Origin of the sequence: Alteromonas sp. 14N.309.X.WAT.G.H12 (genome assembly GCF_036697315.1) — a bacterium.
Classification (GTDB): domain Bacteria; phylum Pseudomonadota; class Gammaproteobacteria; order Enterobacterales; family Alteromonadaceae; genus Alteromonas.
In genome coordinates this window covers 18,147-36,584 of the sequence record NZ_JBAHZB010000004.1, presented here as the reverse complement: position 1 = coordinate 36,584, position 18,438 = coordinate 18,147, and the positions used below count along the sequence as shown (strand labels likewise).

Here is an 18,438-nt window from a genome sequence, read left to right as displayed (position 1 = left end):
AGGGCCACTGGCTCCATGACAAAAGGTTTCACAATGAAGCTCCCTAATTTTGCCTGTTTATTATGTCAGCAATACAGCGACCATCCGGTTTGTGAGTACTGCAAAACCGATACCTGTTTTTTAGCGAAAGGGGGATATAAAGATAATCTGCTTACCTACCCCCAAATCCGCCGACAGTTTCGTCATAGTGGATACGATAACCTCTATGCATGTGGGGAATACCAGTGGCCATTTACCGACTTGGTGCACAACATGAAATTTCATCGTTGCCTTACCAGTGCCCGTATTCTTGCGGATTGGTTTGTCGAGTTCTGTATCCATGAGGACACACTGCTACCGGATTGTTTGCTTCCTGTCCCCGTGCATTTTCGTCGTTTCATGCACCGCCGTTTTAACCAAGCGGCGGTGATTGCCCGTCATATCAGCAATCAAATAGACCGCCCAGTTTATCATGACTGGGCCTGCCGTAAGGGCGGTAAAACCCAACATAAACTGTCACGCAGCCAGCGGTTACTCAATTTACGCAGGGCATTTTCCACCTCAATTCCCCATGACGTGCATCATGTCGCCATCATTGATGATGTCATGACCACGGGCGTAACCGCAGACGTACTGGCCAAACAATTACGGGCGCATCAGCCAGCCCTGATCATTGATATTTGGGTAATGGCACTGACCACCTGTAACCCCCTCATTCAGCGAACCAGGTGCGCTGACTGATAGATGGCATTCCCCATGAGTTTACCGGTACCGTACCAATAGCCACGGAATAAGGTATCGTCGACAAACCCGATAACCACCCCCTTACCTCGGGGCTGCACTAAGACGGCGGCAGAATCGGCAATCATATCCTGCAACACAGGCGCGCTATAACCGGCCATTAATGGCGAGTCGGTATAAAAACCGGGCTGATAAAACGGATTGTGCTCTGCCCGTACTATCATGTTACTGGTTTTAAATAAGGGTAAGGTATTGTGGTGATAGCCGAAGAACAAAGGATGTGACGGATCGATTTGGGCTTCATAAACTGCGCCGGCGATGATCTTACTGGCCGCCAAAGCCGATTTATCTTTGTATTTTAATCCTTCGGTGGGGAACACACTGTTAATTTTTTCTGAATTGACAACTTCGGCATCGAGCCAACCTTCGGCCGTCAAATACTTAAGGGCCGATTTTTGACCAATGAGCACACCACCGGCTGTCAGCCACCTATCCATGCGCTGAGATTCTTTAGCAATCAAATCATGATAACTGCCACCCACCAAAATAATGTGACTGTAGTTGTTGAGATCTACACTGCTTAGGCGACTTTTCTCCACAATCGTCGGGGCAACACCCACACGGGTATCGAGATAATGCCATATTTCACCAGCCTCATAAGATACCGTGCCTTTCCCCCCCACTAACAAAATATGCGGCGGGCGAACAACTTTCATGGTACGGCTGCCTAAATCGGCACCTTGTACCGTTAAGCCACTTTTCATGGCGTACACCTTTACGCCGCTGAGTTTCGACGCTGCCAGAATTTGTGCATAGGTATCATCCGGCTGGGTCAGTGCCATCGGTACCACCATGGCGCCGGCGGAAAAAGTGTGTTGTTCGCTGTTGGTTAACGTTGCAGTAAAGGCAGACAACGAACTTTTCACCTGCACGCCACCTGATAACAATTGTTGCAATAGGGCTGGAGCAAAGTAATCATTCCACTCAAAAGCGTAGGCGTAGGCGCCTTCACTCAGCACACTGTCCTTATTCACCGGCAACGCCTTGGTCAAATCGAGACCTCGGCCTTTACGCTTATCTAACACGGCATAGGGCAAATCAAACGCCAGTGCGATGTTCCAGTTGGACACGTCATAAAAGGTATTTTCAGGAAAATCCTGACGGCTGGAAAATAAACTCTTAATCAGCCGGTATTTGGGCTGGTTATAGGAGACAACTAAACTGCCACGGGCGAAGCGCTTATCGTCAACCTTGGTATCTTTCTGAGTAAACCCATACTGGATCTGATGCTGATCTAATATGGACAATAACGCATTGACCCGCCCATGATCCTGGGACAGCGCAACAATTGCACCGAAATCATCATCATCCCTAATAGCGGCTTGGGTTTCGTCATAAAAGGATTTTTGATAATCCAAAATGGCGGGCTTGTTGGCCAGAGCACCGTCGATGGTGCTAAGGCTGGTGGTCACCTGATTTTGAATGGTTTGTGCAAAGGTCAGTTTACCATTGATGGTGTCTTGGACATGACCGCGGCTACTGGCCTGCTCGAAAAGAATACCGATGCTGCCAAGGGCATCCGGGTATGACGAGCCTTTTCCATAGTAAAAGTCATCAAAGGCTTCTTCGGAAAAATACAACTGGCCAGCATCATCAAAGGCCTGCGCATGAAAAGCTCCCAACGCCTCTGTTATACGCACGTTGCCATCAGGTGTATTGGGATTTTTCCGTGACGGGACGCCAGGTTGGAAAAAATAGCTATTATCAGGCCCCATCTCGTGATGATCGGTGAGAATATGTGGTCGCCACTTTTGAAACTGACGAATACGGGCTTGGGATTCGGGATGGGTTAGTAACAGCCAATCCCGGTTTAAATCGAACCAATAATGATTTGAGCGACCAGATGGCCAGTCTTCACGATGCTCTCTGTTTTCTGGATCCGAGACTAAATTTTTACTTTTGTGCATATTCGCCCATTGGGCAAAACGGGATAAGCCATCAGGATTCAATGACGGATCGAGCAGCACAATGTTACCGTTTAACAGGTTCGTCACTCTTTCATCCTGAGCAGCTGCAAGATAGTAAGCAACCACTAACGCTGCATTAGCACCGGATGCCTCATTGCCGTGAATACTGTAGCCCATATACAAAAACAAGGGCGCATCTTTCCCGGCCGGAACACCTTCATTCACTTGCTTAAGGTGTGCTTCTCGCCACTGGGGAAGTTGGGCTTTATTTTTCGGAGCTGTAATGGTCAGCAAAAGTAGGGGGCGATGTTCATGGGTATAACCGGTCACTTCCAGTGACACTCTGTCGGACGCGTTCGCCAACACCTGCATGTAATTAACCAGTTGATCATGACGCACATGCCAGGTGCCCACGTCAGTACCAAGCACCGATTCCGGCGTCGGTATAGACGGATCAAATTCCACTCCCGCGGGCAGGTAAGCCGTTGCGGGTTTCCCTCCACCATCCGAAAAAGATGGATTTGCGTGTGCTGACAAACATAACAGCGCCATGAAAGCAGCTGTCCATCTTACTGTCCATTCGATCCGTGCTACCATTTTACATTTTCCTGTTGTATTTTGCCTATTTGCCCATACCTGTATGATTGCATGCAATACCTGACTGTTTTACTCAGGTAAATTTGTTATTATATGCTTAATTAAGATGCAACGTAGGATTTGTTAATGATTACTATATCAGAAGATGCGCAGGCTCACTTTGCAAAACTGTTGGAAAAACAAGATGCTGGGACGAACATCCGCGTATTCGTGGTAAACCCGGGTACGTCTACAGCAGAGTGCGGTGTCTCCTATTGTCCTCCTACCGCGGTTGAACCAGGTGATATTCGTTTACCTTTCAATGGCTTCGATGCAATCGTCGACGCTGAAAGTGCGCCCTTTTTAGAAGAAGCGGAAATTGACTATGTCACCGATCAAATGGGGTCGCAGTTAACCCTCAAAGCCCCGAATGCGAAGGCCCGCAAGGTGGATGATGACGCACCGCTTGTAGAGCGTGTGAGCTATGTCATTGAATCAGAAATCAACCCCCAGCTCGCTAGCCATGGCGGACAGGTGGTGTTACTGGAAATTACCGAAGACGGTCATGCCGTGCTGCAATTTGGTGGCGGCTGTAACGGTTGTTCCATGGTAGATGTTACCCTTAAAGAAGGTATCGAAAAGCAACTGCTTGAGAGCTTCCCCGGAGAGCTGAACGGTGTGCGGGATGCCACCAGTCACGAAGCAGGCGAACATTCGTATTATTGATTTTTTGGTATGACAACAGACTCCGCCGAATTATCTTTGCTCCGCAGCTGGCACCGGTTTAGACTGGGTTTGATCATATTTATTGCTGGTGCCACCTTATTGCTTACCGTGGCCCAGCTTCATCAAGTTTTATATATCATCTCAATCGCCATCTTATTCGTTGGCTTTGCCATTGCCATGACAGGGTATTTGGCCATTTTATGGCAACGGTTAAAGCGTATGAATCCGGCTAAAAAACATTATCATCCTGACGAATAAACCGGTAAAAGCTGTAGCCAAGGGTAACGCCTCTGGCGAACAAAAATGCCAGCAATCCATACCACAACGCTTTGTTACCGGCATCGCTGGTTAGCCACCACACCGGGAAATACACCCCAAAAGCACTGATTAGCATGGTATTGCGCATCTCTTTTGAACGGGTTAACCCCACAAAAACACCGTCAAACAAAAAGCACCAATGGGCCAACAAAGGCAGTAAAACCATAAGTGGTAAATAGAGCTCGGCGGCCTGTCGTAGGGGCGGCAAATCGGTGAGCAAAGCAATGATCCCATGGCCGGCTAGATAGAAAAGCAGCGCATAACCAATGGCAAAACACGATGACCAAAATAGTCCTCGTTGGGTATGTTGTAGTACACCGGTTTTATCTTTGGCCCCTTTGGCTTCACCGATCAAGGCTTCTACCGCCTGAGCGATACCGTCAAGTCCAAGGGCAATGAGAACAAAAAACTGCATGAGAATGGCGTTAACGGCCGCTGCGGTTTCGCCCATTCTCGCACCTTGTAAGGTAAGAAATGCCAAACAAAGTTGCAGTGCAAGATTGCGCAATAAGATGTTGCTGTTAAGTTTAAACAACACTTTGCGGGCCGCACTGTTGAACCAAGACAAAGCTGGTTGAATGCCTCTGATTTGCCTAAAAGCCACCACGAAACCGAATCCCATCATGGTGTATTCGGCCATCACACTGGCCCATGCTACGCCGGCTACGCCCATATCAAACACGAACACAAAAAGCATATCCAGCGCAGCGTTTAGTACATTCCCCACCACCTGGATCCACAATACGCTTTTGGTTTTTTGCTGACCCACTAACCAACCAATGAGCACAAGATTTAACATTGCCGCCGGCGCGCCCCACACACGGGCGTAGAAATAGGACGCGGTATAATGGGCGACTTCATTCGTTGTATCAGCCAGAAACTGACCTGCGCTAAGAATAGGCACTTGAAGTAACACAATACCCGCTGCCAGCAAGAGTCCAATGGCGGCAGTCTGCCATAGGGTTTTGGCCGACATGATTTTGCTATTGTGCTTATCCCCTTTCGCTTGCGCGCTAAGTCCGGTAGCCGACATTCTTAAAAAACCACACACCCAGTATATTTGGGTTAATATCAGGGTGCCGATGGATGCCCCGGCCAACATAGCCGATGAATCCATATGCCCCATCACCGCCGTATCAACCAAGCCTAATAACGGCGTGGTAATATTGGCGAGGATCATGGGAAATGCTAATGTAAGCAGCGTCTTGTGTGCCGGCCAAGCAGCAGAAAATTGCGTCGTCAACAGAATCTAATAGTGGAAAATACGTTTATGAAGTTTATCAGAATTTGGTCTCGTTCACATTCAGCAAATTGGCTTATAGCTGTGCTGATTTTATGCTCCGCATGGGCGGTACAAGCCAACGAGACTAACAACGCCGTGATATTACTTTATCATCACGTATCCGATTCCACGCCTAAAAGCACCAGTGTTAGCCCTGCCACCTTTGAAACCCATATGCGTTATGTTGCCGAGCATTACTCTGTGCTGCCGTTGCCGGAAATTGTCGAAGCGATAAAATCAGAGACCCCGTTACCGGATCGCGCCATGGCGATTACCTTTGACGATGGATATGCCAATATTCTTACCCATGGTCATGCCATTATGAGGGAATTAAATCTGCCCTATACCGTATTTATCAACCCCAAGGAAATAGGCAAACAGAAAAACCAGCTCACTTGGGAACAAATTAGCCGTATGCACAAGGAGGGGGTGGATTTTGCCAACCATACCCTTGATCATCTTCATATGCTGGAACGATTGTCCGGAGAAACGGACCAGGCCTGGCTTGATCGGATCTGGCAGAACGTAGAGGAGGCCGAATCACTCATTGCCGCTAAAACAGGTCAGTCTCTCAAATTCCTTGCCTATCCCTTTGGCGAATATAATCAGGCGTTGGCGAAAAAAGTGCTGCAAGAAGGTTATGTCGGCTTTGGTCAGCATTCAGGGGCAATTAGCAAATACAGTGATTTTGCGGCCTTACCCCGCTTTCCCGCAGCCGGACCTTATGCCAGTATGACGTCGTTGAAAGTGAAAATGGCCAGTTTGTCTATGCCGGTTGTATCTACTACCGTAAAGAACCCAGAACGGGCTTCACCCACCTTAACTGCGCCACAAAGCATCACGCTAGATGCCGATGATGTGACCCTTAGTCAGGCTGCTTGCTACTTTTTGGGTGAAAAAATGCCGGTTGAAACCCATGCAAATATCCTCACTTATACGCTAACAGCGAAGTTACCCACCGGGCGTTCACGTATAAATTGTACTGCGCCTTCAAAATCCCAAAGAGGACGTTACTACTGGTACTCCCAGCCCTTTTTTGTGGCCTCAGAGGATGGCTCTTACCCAGATTAATCCTAACCGGGCAAGGTTACATGAGCGGCGGGATCCCTTTTGCCAATTGAATAAACGGCGGGGTTGTCTGCTGCTCTCGAAAGCCTAAGGCGTGATAAAAACCCAGTGCCTGACGGTTGCTCTGTTCCACATCCAGCACCAAGGCAAATTTCCCTAACGTGCGGGCATAATGTTCCATAAACCGTATCATTGCCGTTCCCACGCCTTTTCTACGGGCGGAAGCAACCACCGCGATGTGCCCTATACACAACTCTAACGCCATGGGTGAATTGAGAGAGGCTGAGTAACGCTGACTGCGCATAACCACGTCCAGGGCCATATCAAGGCCATAGTAATCGGTTATCGCCAGCAAGGTGTCCCGGTCAAAATTATCCGGCAAATGATCGTGCCAGCAGGAGATAATACCGACGACCTCATCGTTATGGCATGCTAACCAATGATTCTCGAACCCGTACTGACCATTTCCTCTTAACCAGGCAGCATGAAGAAAACCGAAAGCATCGTCATGTTCTCCGTTTCCGAATATCGAGACGAGCAGATGCTCTCCAGCTTCTAATAGTAGAGGGACGGCAATGTTCACATCCTTTGCGGTGGCCTGTCTTACAACTAGAGTCATAACTACTAATGAAGTGACACAATCTCTGGCATATCGGCAAGGATCTGCTCGGCATCGCTGATTGCTAACTTCCCGGGCTCCATAATAGGTTTAAAACGACCGATGACTTGGGCATCGGGATTCACGAGTACCACGGAAGCGCTATGATCGACCAAATAGTCAGGTTTTTCCATGTCTCCCGTTAAGGCATACATCAAACCAAGGTTCCTGACAAGGGGAAATAAAACAGAGTGTGGCCCCGTTGCGGCTAAAAATTCATTATTAAAAAAGCCGACGTAACTATTAAGTCTTTGTATATCATCCCGTTTTGGATCTACCGACAAGAACAAGACCTTAATGGGATGGTTAGATTTTATCGCCGAAAGTTTTTCCCAAACTTTACTTAATGACGCCATCGTCGTAGGACACACATCGGGACAATAGGTATAGCCAACGAAAATCAGGGTCCAGGCATTTTGCAAATTTTCACGGGTAAATGGCTGTCCATTATTTTGCGTAAGTGAAAAAGCAGCAATTTCTCTGGGCTCGGGATAATACTGAAAATACTTAACGGCAGATGAAGGTTGCGATGATGCAATGTAACGTGCACCCACAATACCGGCAACTAAAGCAACAAGTGCAATAATTCCCACAACATATTTTTGATTCATAAGCTCAACGGTACGTAATGATCGAATAAAAGTACCACAAACAATAACATGAGATGCAAGATGGAATAACGAAATGTTTTTATCGCCGTATCGGGTTTACTGGCATATTTTAACCGACACGCCCACATGACAAATCCCGCATTAAGGGCTAAAGAGCCCAACAAATAGATAAGATGGGACATGCCCACCAGATAAGGCAACAAGCAAACCAAAACCAGTAAAATAGTGTAACCGAGCACCGATGTTTTGGTAAATTCAATGCCATGGGTCACGGGTAACATGGGTACTTTTGCCCGCGCGTAGTCTTTTTCCCGATGGATAGCCAAGGCCCAAAAATGGGGTGGCGTCCAAGTAAAAATGATTAAAACAAGTAACAGTGCGTGAGCATGTATTTCATTGGTTACGGCTGTCCAACCCAACAAAGGTGGCGCCGCCCCCGCTAAGCCACCAATCACAATATTTTGCGGCGTTGCCCGTTTTAAGAACATGGTATAAACCACGGCATAACCGACCAGACTTGCCAAGGTGAGCATTGCGGTTAATGCATTCACAAAGAACCACAGTAAACCAAAACCGGTAACACCCAGCGCAAAGGAAAACATCAAGGCATGGGAAACCGACACTTTCCCTTTAACCACCGGCCGGTTAACGGTTCGGGCCATCAAGCCGTCAATGCGATGATCCACCACATGATTGATAACCGCAGCGGCAGAGGCCAGCATACCGATCCCCGCCATGCCCGCAAACAATGTGCCCCCATTTACCCACGAATCCGTCGCTAAACACATACCCACCAGCGCGGTGAGTAAAAGTAACAACACCACTTTGGGTTTCGTTAACTCATAGTAATCCCGCCACGTTGCGGAGGTACCGGCATTTGCGCGCGTAGAAGGCGCCACAATCGTTTTAGCCATGAGCTTCCCCTTGCGTCCGTGAAACTTGATAGGTTATCCACACCATTACCAGTAGCAAACATGCAGCCACAAGATTATGGGCAACGGCCACCAGCACAGGAAGGCTTAAAACAATGTTGCTTACGCCCAAGGTGACCTGCAACATCAGCACACCAATTAACACCATGCCTGCGGTTTTCAGTGGTGCTGAAACTTCTCGGCTATACAAACGAAACCCTAACCACAATAAGTACAAGAAAGTGATCACCGCGCCGGCACGATGAACAATATGCATGGTCATTCGTTCACCATACCCATGGGCTCCATATTCATAGGTTTCAGCGTAAGGCACACTGAAGGCCCCCGAGAAATCCAGGCGTTGTGCCCAACCGTCTTCACACACCGGAAAATCCGTACAGGCCAATGCAGCATAGTTTGCCGACGTCCATCCACCCAAACCGATTTGCAGCAACAAGATGCCAAGCCCAACCAAGGCAAATTTAGTAAGACTATTTATTCTTCGTGGGGCTTGCCGGTGTTGCTCCCTGAGCTTTAAATGCAATAAAAACAACCCCGCCAACAGGGTAAAACCACCCAGCAGGTGGCCCATAACAATCACAGGTAAGAGATTCATAGTGACTGTCCACATGCCCAGTGCGGCTTGAAAGATCACCAATCCGGCCAGAAACAGCGGCAACCGCAGTGACTGCCCTTGATGACGTTGTTTAAGCGCCAACACCGCAATGGTGAAAATACATAACCCTAATGCCCCTGCAAAATAGCGGTGGATCATTTCATTCCACGCTTTGGCGGCCTCCACCGGTCGGTGGGGGTAGGCTTGATTGGCTGCCTCAACATGGGCATCTTGCACCGGCACGCTAAACAAGCCGTAACAGCCCGGCCAGTCCGGGCAACCTAGCCCAGCATCCGTCAGACGGGTATAGGCCCCAAGAACAATAACCACAACCGCTAACAGTAAACTGAACAACACTAATTTTTTCATCTTGTTCACCTATCCAATGCGCGATAATTTAAGCAGCTTTTTCACATCAGACAGGATGTCTCTGCTGCTTTGCACTGCCGCTTGTTTATCTTCATATGTAGGGTAACGAAGCATGGCGTTATTTAGGGTATCTACCAATAAAATTCCTTCTCTATCGGGCGGCGCCAATACATTCCCAAGTGCCATATCGCCAACGCTGACAAGATGAAACCGGTCATCTTTACCCAGGGCTTGTACTAGGGTTGGATCGCTTTGGCCGGTGACCAATACGGTCGCCTGCGCCCGATCGGTTTCCCGCCCCAACGCAAGCCACACCTGACTAATACTGTAAATGGCATTCTCACAGGCTTTGTCGCAATGCTCAGGCAACAAATAAACAATGCGCCACTTCGGCGTCTCCTGCTTAAACACAACGCTTAAATCCCGCACGGGTTGCAATAATTCCCCTTTATTGGTGGCCGCGCTATTAAACCATCCATTGTCCAATGCCAATTTGGCGATGAGCACCGGCATGATAAATACCAAAAACACACCGATTAACGTGATCTTGCTGCGTTTGTGAGACATGGCCATTACCTTTTATGTTTCGATGTTAATGCAAAATACCCGACCATCGCCGCCGCCATGGCTAGACCGAACCATTGAATGGCATAACCGAGATGTTTTTGCGGAGGCATGACAACAGGTTGCCAACGACGTACAAATTCACCTTCTGTGGGTGTGGTTAACTTCACCACAAAAGGTGCCATGTTCATTCCGGTTAATTGACGAATAAACGCCATATCAATTTGTTGGATAATGACGGGAAAGGCAGAATCCAGCGACAGGGTTTCCCTTACCACCGGATTTTTTTGCGGCACGGTGACCCGGCCATGAAAATGCCGATAGCCGGTTTGAATACTTACATCGGGCAAATACTCCCGACTCAATGGTGCTTCGACCCAACCAAAGTTCACCAGTACTGGCCCTTCGTTTGTCACCACAGGGGCAAGGATATCGAACCCTACCCGTCCGTTTACCACCTGGTTGTCGAGATACAACAATTGGGTTGTGTCTACTTTGCCGTTAAACCCTACTTGATAATCCCGAATATCCTCCCGACGCGGATCCAACGCCTTAAGGGAAATTGCACTTTCCTGACTTTTTTGCGTTATGCTGGCTAAACGTATTTCTTTTTGGTGCATGCGATCCAGTTGCCAGAAACCAAGGCTAATCATGCAAATGATTGCCACACTGACTAAAGCTGCCGTGGGAAGAGATGAGCGCATTTCATTGATTTTCATAACCGCTTTGCTCCACCGTTGGAGAATAAAATGACAATAAAAATTATTCTTGTGTGTTTGCTTATCTACATGATTGTTAATTTGTTTTTAGCCATGAAAGCAATGATGAAAAACGATCCTGACGGGCCACCGATGAGTAAATATATTGGCCGCCGTGTTTTCACCTCTGTTGTCATTGTTATTCTCATTTTGGTTGCCATGGCAACCGGATTAATTACCCCGAACCCTCGCCCGTACTAACGGGCGTTCCTTACAGTACATAAACAAACATAAACAACATCACCCACACCACATCGACAAAATGCCAATACCAACTGCCGGCCTGAAACGCAAAGTGGTTGTGGGCGGTAAAATGCCCCTTGAGCACCCGTAAGAACAAGACGATGAGCATGATGGTGCCCAAGGTCACGTGCATGCCATGAAACCCTGTGAGCATAAAAAATGTGTTGCCGTAGACGCCCGACTGTAGCGTTAGCCCCAGCTCATGGTAGGCATGAATGTATTCTTCCACCTGCAAGGAAAGAAACCCGATGCCCAGTAATATGGTTATCCCCAACATGAGGGTTAATTGCTTACGCTTACCTTGCTCTAATCCCACATGAGCAAAATGCAGCGTCACAGAAGAAATAAGTAAAATAATCGTATTGATGGTGGGTAAGCCCATCGCCCCCATTTGTTCGGTAGTGGTGCCTCCGGGGGTGGATATCAGCGGCCACATGGCTTCAAATCCCGGCCACAACACCTCGTTTGTCATGGCGTTGTTCGACGCCCCGCCAAGCCAGGGAACCGAGATCATACGGGCATAAAATAAGGCACCAAAAAAAGCGCCAAAAAACATCACTTCGGAAAAAATAAACCAGCTCATGCCCTGACGGTAAGAGCGACCTAATTGATCGCTATACAAGCCACTCATGGACTCATCAATTTGATTCTTAAACCAGCCGAACAGCATGACCAACAAGGTGATGATCCCAAGCCCCAGCACACGAGTGCCAAAACCGTCTTCACCATTGCTGTTTTCAATGACCGTATTGGCGGCCCCCACTGCAATTAAGAACAAGGCTACAGCACCCACAAAAGGCCATGGACTTTGGGCTGGCACGTAATATCGCTGATATTCTTGTTGCATAGTGACTCTCCTTCCTGCCTAACGACTGCCGCTGGCAGGCTGACGTAAAAATGGGTTCTTGCTATTGGTGAGATCGTCTGCGCGATCAGTCACGTCATACAAGGTGTATTGCAAAGTAAAATAGGTGATGTCGTCGGGCAGATCCGGATCCACATAAAACGACATGGGCATCCAGGCTTCCTGCCCCGCCTGAAGTGTTTGCTGATTAAAACAAAAGCACTCGGTTTTATTGAGATAAAGCGCCGCCTGGCCTGGGCTGACAGAGGGTATGGCCTGGGCAATAATATTGGTTCGGGCGGGGTTATGAACATAAAATGACACCGTGTTAATTTCACCGGGGTGCACGCTTATCCGCTGGGTTTGTGCCGAAAAGGCCCATGGCATACCGGAGTTTGTACGGGTAATAAATTCCACCGTAACAGAACGGCTACTATCCACATTTCCGCTTTTCCATTCCGCCGCCGAGTTTTGGGTTTTGCCATTAATCCCCGTGACATCACAAAACACGTCATACAGCGGCACTAACGCAAAGCCAAAGCCGAACATCCCCACCACGATGACGACTAATCGCAGGGTTAATTTACGGTGTTGAGACGTGGATGTGCTCATAATTGGCCGCTACTTCACAACCGGTGGTGTTTCGAAGGTGTGGTAAGGAGCAGGGGACGGAATTTCCCACTCCAGACCTTCTGCGCCTTCCCATACGCGATCACTGACCGCTTCACCTTGCTTTTTACAGGCTTTAATCACCACAGCCAGGAAGATCAACTGAGACAAACCAAAGGCAAACCCCCCTATGCTTATCCATTGGTTATAATCGGCAAATTGCAGCGAATAATCGGGAATACGTCGGGGCATACCCGCAAGACCCACAAAGTGCATAGGAAAAAACAGCACGTTGACAGAAATAAGTGAGCACCAGAAATGCCATTTCGCCAAGGTGATATTAAACATTTTCCCTGTCCACTTAGGCAGCCAGTAATACACCGCAGCCATAATTGAGAATACCGCCCCTGTCACCAACACATAGTGGAAATGTGCCACCACAAAATAGGTATCGTGGTACTGAAAATCCACCGGCGTGATGGCCAACATCAACCCAGATAGGCCGCCTATGGTAAAGAGCACGATAAACGCAAGAGCAAAGAGCATGGGCACCTCGAAGGTCAGGGAGCCTCGCCACATGGTAGCCACCCAGTTAAACACCTTCACGCCCGTGGGGACAGAGATGAGCATGGTAGCAAACATAAAGAACATTTCCGCAAACACCGGCATGCCTGTGGTAAACATATGGTGAGCCCATACGATGAAGGACAGCAATGCAATAGAAGCGGTGGCGTAAACCATAGAGGCATAGCCGAATAAGCGCTTACGGGCAAAGGTCGGAACAATTTGCGAGATAATGCCGAAGGCGGGCAAAATCATGATGTACACTTCAGGATGTCCGAAAAACCAGAAGATATGCTGGAACATTACCGGGTCGCCGCCACCGGCGGCATCAAAGAAGCTAGTGCCAAAAAATTTGTCGGTTAGCACCATGGTGACAGCCCCAGCTAACACCGGCATAACCGCGATAAGCAAAAATGCAGTGATTAGCCAGGTCCACACAAATAAGGGCATTTTCATCCACGACATACCCGGTGCACGCATATTGAAAATGGTCACAATGACGTTAATGGCCCCCATAATGGAAGATATCCCCATGATATGAACCGAAAACACGAATAACCCTGTGCTGTCACTGCTGTAGGTGGTGGAGAGCGGAGCATAAAAGGTCCAGCCAAAAGCGGGGCCACCCCCTTCAACAAATAAGGAACCGAGCAAAATAGCAAAGGCAAAAGGCAGGATCCAAAAACTCCAGTTGTTCATTCGTGGCAACGCCATATCCGGCGCACCTATCATCATGGGAATGAGCCAGTTTGCCAGCCCGGTAAATGCCGGCATAACGGCACCAAATACCATAATTAGTCCATGCACCGTGGTCATCTGGTTAAAGAAATTCGGTTGCACAATTTGCAAACCCGGCTGAAATAATTCAGCGCGGATCACCATGGCCATCGCACCACCCACAAGAAACATAATAAAGGCAAACCACAAATACAGGGTGCCAATATCCTTATGATTGGTGGTGAGTAACCAACGCATGATCCCTTTCGGTGCGCCGTGGTGATGATCGTCGTGTGCCAATGTGTGATCTGGCATTAAGGTCTCTGTCGCTTTGGTCATAGCACGCTCCTAAATACCTGTTCCGGTGGCAACCGCATTAACGTCTTTTGGCTGAATAATATCGCCGGTATTGTTACCCCACGCGTTACGCTCGTAAGTAACCACCGCGGCGATGTCTTTTAGTGAAAGCATTTTGCCAAAGGCCTGCATAGCAGTACCGGCTTTACCATTTAAGACGATATCAATGTGTGCTTGCTGATCGTTTAATACTATTGGACTGCCTTTAAGGGCAGGAAAGACGCCGGGTAGCCCCTGTCCGGTGGGCATATGACAAGCAGCACAGGTGCTGTTGTAAACTTTTTCCCCATGGATCATGAGTTCATCCATACTCATATTCATAGCCAAAAGCCGCTGTTCTTCTTCTTTGGCTTGTTTAACTCTATTTTCTTCTGCGGTCATCCATGCTTGGTAGTCTTCCGGCGTTTTGGCAATTACCACCACCGGCATGAAGCCGTGATCTTTACCGCATAACTCAGCGCACTGACCCCGGTATATGCCCGGCTCATTCACGTTGGTCCAGACCTCGTTAATAAACCCCGGATTCGCATCTTTTTTAATGGCAAAATCCGGTACCCACCAAGAATGGATCACATCGTCAGAGGTAATCAGAAACCGCACTTTCTGCCCCGTGGGGATCACCAAAGGCCGGTCAACCTCAAGGAGGTAATTTTCCCCTTTAGTAAATTTATTCGCGATTTGTTCTTGCTGGGTGGCCAAAACGGAATAAAAAGCCACATCACTATCCATGTATTTGTAATGCCATTTCCACTGGGATCCGGTGACTAATACGGTCATGTCAGGCTCGCTGGCATCTTCCATCGCAATCAAGGTGCGTGCGGCCGGTACGGCCATAAACACAAGGATTAAAAAGGGAATGATCGTCCAGGCAATTTCCACTTTAATGTTTTCGTGAAAATGCGCCGGTTTAGCGCCACGGGATTTACGATGCCGGATAATTGAGTAAAACATGACGCCAAATACCAACACAGCAATAACCACGCAAATAGAAAACATGAGCATGTGAAGGTCGTAAACCTGACCACTAATATCTGTTACGCCAGGACGTAAATTTAATTCCCCAGCTCTTTGTGCAGTCGATTCGGTTTTTGCGAAAACCCGCATTGATGTAAAGGCGAAAAAGCCCCCCAAAACCATCATTGCGTTACGTACGTGTTTCTTCACTCAACACCTCCGTGATGGAGAACCTTGTAGGATGTTTACAGTACTCGATTCTGTGATGATAGCCGTCCCGGCTTGTTAATTTTTTTCCTCTTTTGTTATTAACTTGTTAATAACAGTATAAGAATTAAACACATTTAAGATTTTGTCTAGTCTTTCATTCATTATTTCTTAAAAAACTTTTTCGATTAGAGGTGGGAAATGCGTATAAAAATTCAGCAGGACATTACAGGCGGGGCTTTGCCACGATTACGGTGAATGTGGAATCGAATACCAACTTGATGATATTGTTTGATGTCGCATGCAATTATACAGTGAGACTTGATAAGTCACTGTGGTGCATTGCGCTTTTAGAATTCATCACAATCATCCTCAGCATGCCTTTTAGAATTTAAAAAAACAAAACACTGACAGGCAGCAATGCGCGTAAACCGAACTCTAGGTGTCAGATTGACCACACAATTGGGCAAATTAACCAGAAGTTACCCATGCTACTTTAGTTTACCCATTTAAAATTCATAACTTATTGCTATAAAAGAAAAAAATATTGTGGTCTATTAATTGCCTTTCTTTCAATGGAATAAGTCAGCAGCGGGCAATGGCCATAATTCAGCGTCCGTATGTTCATGAGCAGAGAAGTAAGGTTAGCAGCGATGACGTCACAAGGTAGGAGCTCGTTACACTCGAATAATAAGCGAATTGCATGGATCGATAATTTGCGCGCAGTAATTATCATTTTCGTTGTTCACTTTCATAGTTGCATTACCTATAGCCATGTAGGTGATTGGTATATCAAGGATGGACCAGAAGGAACACTGACTGAAAAACTCCCCTATATTTTCTGGATCTTCCATCTACAATCGTTTTTTATGGGCGTGCTATTTTTCATTGGTGGATGGATGGCTTATGGCGCCTTGCAAAGGAAAGGAAGTTGGAATTTTATTGTCGAACGTACGAATAGACTTGCCGTTCCCGCACTTTTGTACATGTTTATTGTCCATCCGTTTATCCTATACAAGTTAATGAACGGAACAACAGGGTCTGCTAGGTTTACTGATCTTACAATTTATCTTAATTACATAAAATCAGGTGACGTGTGGAGTGGTAGTGGTCCCTTATGGTTTGTGTTGACCCTGCTTGTATTTTGCATCAGTTTTACATTATGTAGCGTTTATCCGAATACGCTCAAAATCAATACACAACCTTCACTGCCGTCTACGCATAACTTCTTTATTCTTGCTTTATTCCTATCACTGGCTACCGCCATAACCCGCATCTTTTTTCCTATCGGAACAAGTGTTTTTAATTTTCAGTTCGCTTATTTCCCTCAGTACATCGTATTTTTTATCTTGGGAATTGCGTTAGCTCAAAATGGGGGATTGGATAAGATCACCGACTGTAGGTGGGCAAGAAAAATAGGCTTGGGGGCATTAATCGGTGGCCCACTTTTCCTAGCCCTTATCCTATTTATCGGTGGGGGGCCAACAGAAGGTCCTCAACCGGGAGAGCACGGCCCCATATTGTATTTCGGAGGACTGAATTTGTATGCTTTTTTAGCGGCTACATGGGAGCAAACCACAGGCATGGGTTTAGCATTGGGGATATTGGTGTGTTTCAGAAGGCAGTTTGATGTCAGTAACGCGGTCACCCGTTGGGTATCGTCTCGCTCATTTGCTGTGTACTTTATTCATGCGCCAGTCCTTGTTTGGTTAACCACCATGTATGATTCACTAGCCATAGACACATTTCCAAAAATCTTACTATTAACGCTCTCTGGATTAATCATCAGTTTTGGATTTGCTGAGATAATAAAACGCACTTGGGGTATAGGTCGCTACTTTTGATTTTACGGCTGATACCGTTTTGCTATTTTTATTAAAACCCGCACCTTGGTTTCATATCCAGATACGAAGTTCGACATTGTTTCATTTAGTGCATAACCCTTGCATTGGCCATGACAGCCTTCCGAGATGGCTGTCACGAGTGATTGTCGAGTAGTGATGACGGCTTATTATACAAACGGCTGTCAGCTTTCATTGAGCCCTATGATTCAGAACTGACCGTTCAAGTCAGGGCTTCATATGATTCGGGTAAGTCATAAAACAAGGGGGCCGCTCGATGATGGTTACATCCAATCGGCGTTTCTGATCACACCCACGGCAATACCTTCAATATTGAAAGGCTCTGAGGCTAAATCAACCTTAATGGTATTAAAGTCATCGTTTTCAGCGTGTAACCACACTTCCCGGCCACGCTTTTCTAAACGCTTAACGGTGACGTCTTCGTCCACCCGGGCCACCACAACCTGACCGTTATGCACATCGGTAGTGCGATGTACGGCAAGCAGATCGCCATCCAAAATGCCAATGTCCTTCATGCTCATGCCGTTTACTCTGAGTAGAAAATCGGCGCGGGGATGAAATAGCTCTGGATCGACCTTGTAGTGGGTCTCAACGTGTTCCTGAGCCAATATAGGCTCACCAGCTGCCACTCGACCGATTAACGGTAAACCCGCCTCTTCGTCGTTGTCAGCTTCAAGAGGAATGTTTAGCTTAATACCCCGGGAGGTTCCCGCTAAAATCTCGATAACCCCTTTTCGTGCCAAGGCCTTTAGATGCTCTTCGGCGGCATTGGCAGATTTAAACCCGAGCTTTTTCGCAATTTCTGCCCGCGTTGGAGGCATACCGGTTTCCAGCATGGTGGTTTTGATTAACTCGAGAACTTCCGTTTGTCTGGGTGTAAGTGGACGCATAAACAGCCTGTTTTTCTATACAGTTTCTGTAAGTATATACAGTTCAA

Annotated in this window: 19 protein-coding genes; 6 read left to right on the top strand and 13 right to left on the bottom strand. The window is 47.4% G+C overall.

What is annotated here, in order from left to right; translation table 11 throughout:
* The first annotated feature begins 33 nt into the window (after positions 1-33).
* Positions 34-720, top strand: a complete 687-nt coding sequence (locus V5298_RS03260; RefSeq protein ID WP_332930036.1) for a hypothetical protein — start codon at positions 34-36, stop codon at positions 718-720.
* Here the strand turns inward: V5298_RS03260 and V5298_RS03255 are convergent.
* A complete protein-coding gene (locus V5298_RS03255) occupies positions 696-3,284 on the bottom strand; it encodes a M14 family zinc carboxypeptidase (protein ID WP_332930035.1) in 2,589 nt (862 codons plus the stop codon). The two genes, V5298_RS03260 and V5298_RS03255, sit on opposite strands and share 25 nt — an antisense overlap.
* 126 nt (positions 3,285-3,410) lie before the next feature.
* On the opposite strand from V5298_RS03255, the gene nfuA reads away from it, so the two are divergent.
* Together nfuA and V5298_RS03245 are read left to right on the top strand one after the other, a co-directional pair.
* On the top strand, positions 3,411-3,989 hold the full coding sequence (gene nfuA / locus V5298_RS03250; RefSeq protein WP_332930034.1) for a Fe-S biogenesis protein NfuA: 579 nt from the start codon (positions 3,411-3,413) through the stop codon (positions 3,987-3,989).
* Positions 3,990-3,998: 9 nt separating this feature from the next.
* The gene (locus tag V5298_RS03245; protein WP_332930033.1) at positions 3,999-4,247 is read left to right on the top strand and encodes a hypothetical protein; all 249 of its coding nucleotides are present in this window, start codon (positions 3,999-4,001) and stop codon (positions 4,245-4,247) included.
* On the opposite strand, the gene V5298_RS03240 is transcribed toward V5298_RS03245, so the two are convergent.
* Positions 4,219-5,487 carry an MATE family efflux transporter gene (locus V5298_RS03240; protein WP_332930129.1) on the bottom strand — a complete coding sequence of 423 codons (1,269 nt, stop codon included), beginning with the start codon at positions 5,485-5,487 and terminating at the stop codon, positions 4,219-4,221. The genes V5298_RS03245 and V5298_RS03240 overlap by 29 nt on opposite strands.
* 90 nt (positions 5,488-5,577) lie before the next feature.
* Between V5298_RS03240 and V5298_RS03235 the strand changes: the two genes are divergently transcribed.
* Positions 5,578-6,660 (top strand): polysaccharide deacetylase family protein, encoded by a 1,083-nt coding sequence (locus V5298_RS03235; protein WP_332930032.1) that lies wholly within the window; start codon positions 5,578-5,580, stop codon positions 6,658-6,660.
* 16 nt (positions 6,661-6,676) lie between these two features.
* Here V5298_RS03235 and V5298_RS03230 read toward each other — a convergent pair whose 3' ends face one another.
* Genes V5298_RS03230 through V5298_RS03205 form a run of 6 tightly spaced genes read right to left on the bottom strand, consistent with a single transcriptional unit; the run spans position 6,677 to position 11,105 of the window.
* Positions 6,677-7,276: a GNAT family N-acetyltransferase gene (locus V5298_RS03230; RefSeq protein WP_332930031.1), complete on the bottom strand. Its 600-nt coding sequence runs from the start codon at positions 7,274-7,276 to the stop codon at positions 6,677-6,679.
* Between the two features lie 5 nt (positions 7,277-7,281).
* A complete protein-coding gene (locus tag V5298_RS03225) occupies positions 7,282-7,926 on the bottom strand; it encodes an SCO family protein (protein WP_332930030.1) in 645 nt (214 codons plus the stop codon).
* Positions 7,923-8,840, bottom strand: coding sequence for a heme o synthase (gene cyoE, locus V5298_RS03220; protein WP_332930029.1), 918 nt, complete (start codon positions 8,838-8,840; stop codon positions 7,923-7,925). The genes V5298_RS03225 and cyoE overlap by 4 nt, the downstream gene beginning before the upstream one ends.
* Positions 8,833-9,822, bottom strand: coding sequence for a COX15/CtaA family protein (locus V5298_RS03215; protein ID WP_332930028.1), 990 nt, complete (start codon positions 9,820-9,822; stop codon positions 8,833-8,835). The genes cyoE and V5298_RS03215 overlap by 8 nt, the downstream gene beginning before the upstream one ends.
* A gap of 9 nt (positions 9,823-9,831) precedes the next feature.
* Complete coding sequence (locus tag V5298_RS03210) at positions 9,832-10,389, bottom strand: hypothetical protein (RefSeq protein WP_332930027.1); 558 nt, start codon at positions 10,387-10,389, stop codon at positions 9,832-9,834.
* 5 nt (positions 10,390-10,394) lie between these two features.
* On the bottom strand, positions 10,395-11,105 hold the full coding sequence (locus V5298_RS03205; protein ID WP_332930026.1) for an SURF1 family protein: 711 nt from the start codon (positions 11,103-11,105) through the stop codon (positions 10,395-10,397).
* A gap of 30 nt (positions 11,106-11,135) precedes the next feature.
* On the opposite strand from V5298_RS03205, the gene V5298_RS03200 reads away from it, so the two are divergent.
* Positions 11,136-11,345 carry a DUF2909 domain-containing protein gene (locus tag V5298_RS03200; RefSeq protein ID WP_332930025.1) on the top strand — a complete coding sequence of 70 codons (210 nt, stop codon included), beginning with the start codon at positions 11,136-11,138 and terminating at the stop codon, positions 11,343-11,345.
* 10 nt (positions 11,346-11,355) lie between these two features.
* Here the strand turns inward: V5298_RS03200 and V5298_RS03195 are convergent, their stop codons facing one another.
* The 4 genes from V5298_RS03195 to coxB are packed head-to-tail and all read right to left on the bottom strand — an operon-like array spanning position 11,356 to position 15,582.
* Positions 11,356-12,234 (bottom strand): cytochrome c oxidase subunit 3, encoded by an 879-nt coding sequence (locus tag V5298_RS03195; protein ID WP_332930024.1) that lies wholly within the window; start codon positions 12,232-12,234, stop codon positions 11,356-11,358.
* 18 nt (positions 12,235-12,252) lie between these two features.
* Complete coding sequence (locus V5298_RS03190; protein ID WP_332930023.1) at positions 12,253-12,843, bottom strand: cytochrome c oxidase assembly protein; 591 nt, start codon at positions 12,841-12,843, stop codon at positions 12,253-12,255.
* A gap of 9 nt (positions 12,844-12,852) precedes the next feature.
* Entirely contained in the window at positions 12,853-14,460 is a 1,608-nt protein-coding gene (gene ctaD, locus V5298_RS03185; RefSeq protein WP_332930022.1) for a cytochrome c oxidase subunit I, read from the bottom strand.
* A 9-nt stretch (positions 14,461-14,469) separates the two neighbouring features.
* Complete coding sequence (gene coxB, locus V5298_RS03180; protein ID WP_332930128.1) at positions 14,470-15,582, bottom strand: cytochrome c oxidase subunit II; 1,113 nt, start codon at positions 15,580-15,582, stop codon at positions 14,470-14,472.
* Positions 15,583-16,265: 683 nt separating this feature from the next.
* Here coxB and V5298_RS03175 point away from each other — a divergent pair.
* Positions 16,266-17,483, top strand: coding sequence for an acyltransferase family protein (locus tag V5298_RS03175; protein WP_332930021.1), 1,218 nt, complete (start codon positions 16,266-16,268; stop codon positions 17,481-17,483).
* 281 nt (positions 17,484-17,764) lie between these two features.
* Here V5298_RS03175 and lexA read toward each other — a convergent pair whose 3' ends face one another.
* Positions 17,765-18,391 (bottom strand): transcriptional repressor LexA, encoded by a 627-nt coding sequence (gene lexA, locus V5298_RS03170; RefSeq protein ID WP_332930020.1) that lies wholly within the window; start codon positions 18,389-18,391, stop codon positions 17,765-17,767.
* Positions 18,392-18,438 lie beyond the last annotated feature (47 nt).

Excerpts from the sequence above, each read along its gene's own strand:
- V5298_RS03260 (WP_332930036.1), top strand. The coding sequence starts at position 34 with ATGAAGCTCCCTAATTTTGCCTGTTTATTATGTCAGCAATACAGCGAC.
- V5298_RS03230 (WP_332930031.1), bottom strand. The coding sequence starts at position 7,276 with ATGACTCTAGTTGTAAGACAGGCCACCGCAAAGGATGTGAACATTGCC.
- lexA (WP_332930020.1), bottom strand. The coding sequence starts at position 18,391 with ATGCGTCCACTTACACCCAGACAAACGGAAGTTCTCGAGTTAATCAAA.
- V5298_RS03175 (WP_332930021.1), top strand. The coding sequence starts at position 16,266 with ATGAGCAGAGAAGTAAGGTTAGCAGCGATGACGTCACAAGGTAGGAGC.
- cyoE (WP_332930029.1), bottom strand. The coding sequence starts at position 8,840 with ATGGCTAAAACGATTGTGGCGCCTTCTACGCGCGCAAATGCCGGTACC.
- ctaD (WP_332930022.1), bottom strand. The coding sequence starts at position 14,460 with ATGACCAAAGCGACAGAGACCTTAATGCCAGATCACACATTGGCACAC.
- coxB (WP_332930128.1), bottom strand. The coding sequence starts at position 15,582 with ATGCGGGTTTTCGCAAAAACCGAATCGACTGCACAAAGAGCTGGGGAA.
- V5298_RS03215 (WP_332930028.1), bottom strand. The coding sequence starts at position 9,822 with ATGAAAAAATTAGTGTTGTTCAGTTTACTGTTAGCGGTTGTGGTTATT.
- V5298_RS03205 (WP_332930026.1), bottom strand. The coding sequence starts at position 11,105 with ATGAAAATCAATGAAATGCGCTCATCTCTTCCCACGGCAGCTTTAGTC.
- V5298_RS03255 (WP_332930035.1), bottom strand. The coding sequence starts at position 3,284 with ATGGTAGCACGGATCGAATGGACAGTAAGATGGACAGCTGCTTTCATG.
- V5298_RS03200 (WP_332930025.1), top strand. The coding sequence starts at position 11,136 with ATGACAATAAAAATTATTCTTGTGTGTTTGCTTATCTACATGATTGTT.
- V5298_RS03245 (WP_332930033.1), top strand. The coding sequence starts at position 3,999 with ATGACAACAGACTCCGCCGAATTATCTTTGCTCCGCAGCTGGCACCGG.
- V5298_RS03190 (WP_332930023.1), bottom strand. The coding sequence starts at position 12,843 with ATGAGCACATCCACGTCTCAACACCGTAAATTAACCCTGCGATTAGTC.
- V5298_RS03235 (WP_332930032.1), top strand. The coding sequence starts at position 5,578 with ATGAAGTTTATCAGAATTTGGTCTCGTTCACATTCAGCAAATTGGCTT.
- nfuA (WP_332930034.1), top strand. The coding sequence starts at position 3,411 with ATGATTACTATATCAGAAGATGCGCAGGCTCACTTTGCAAAACTGTTG.
- V5298_RS03210 (WP_332930027.1), bottom strand. The coding sequence starts at position 10,389 with ATGTCTCACAAACGCAGCAAGATCACGTTAATCGGTGTGTTTTTGGTA.
- V5298_RS03225 (WP_332930030.1), bottom strand. The coding sequence starts at position 7,926 with ATGAATCAAAAATATGTTGTGGGAATTATTGCACTTGTTGCTTTAGTT.
- V5298_RS03240 (WP_332930129.1), bottom strand. The coding sequence starts at position 5,487 with ATGATCCTCGCCAATATTACCACGCCGTTATTAGGCTTGGTTGATACG.
- V5298_RS03195 (WP_332930024.1), bottom strand. The coding sequence starts at position 12,234 with ATGCAACAAGAATATCAGCGATATTACGTGCCAGCCCAAAGTCCATGG.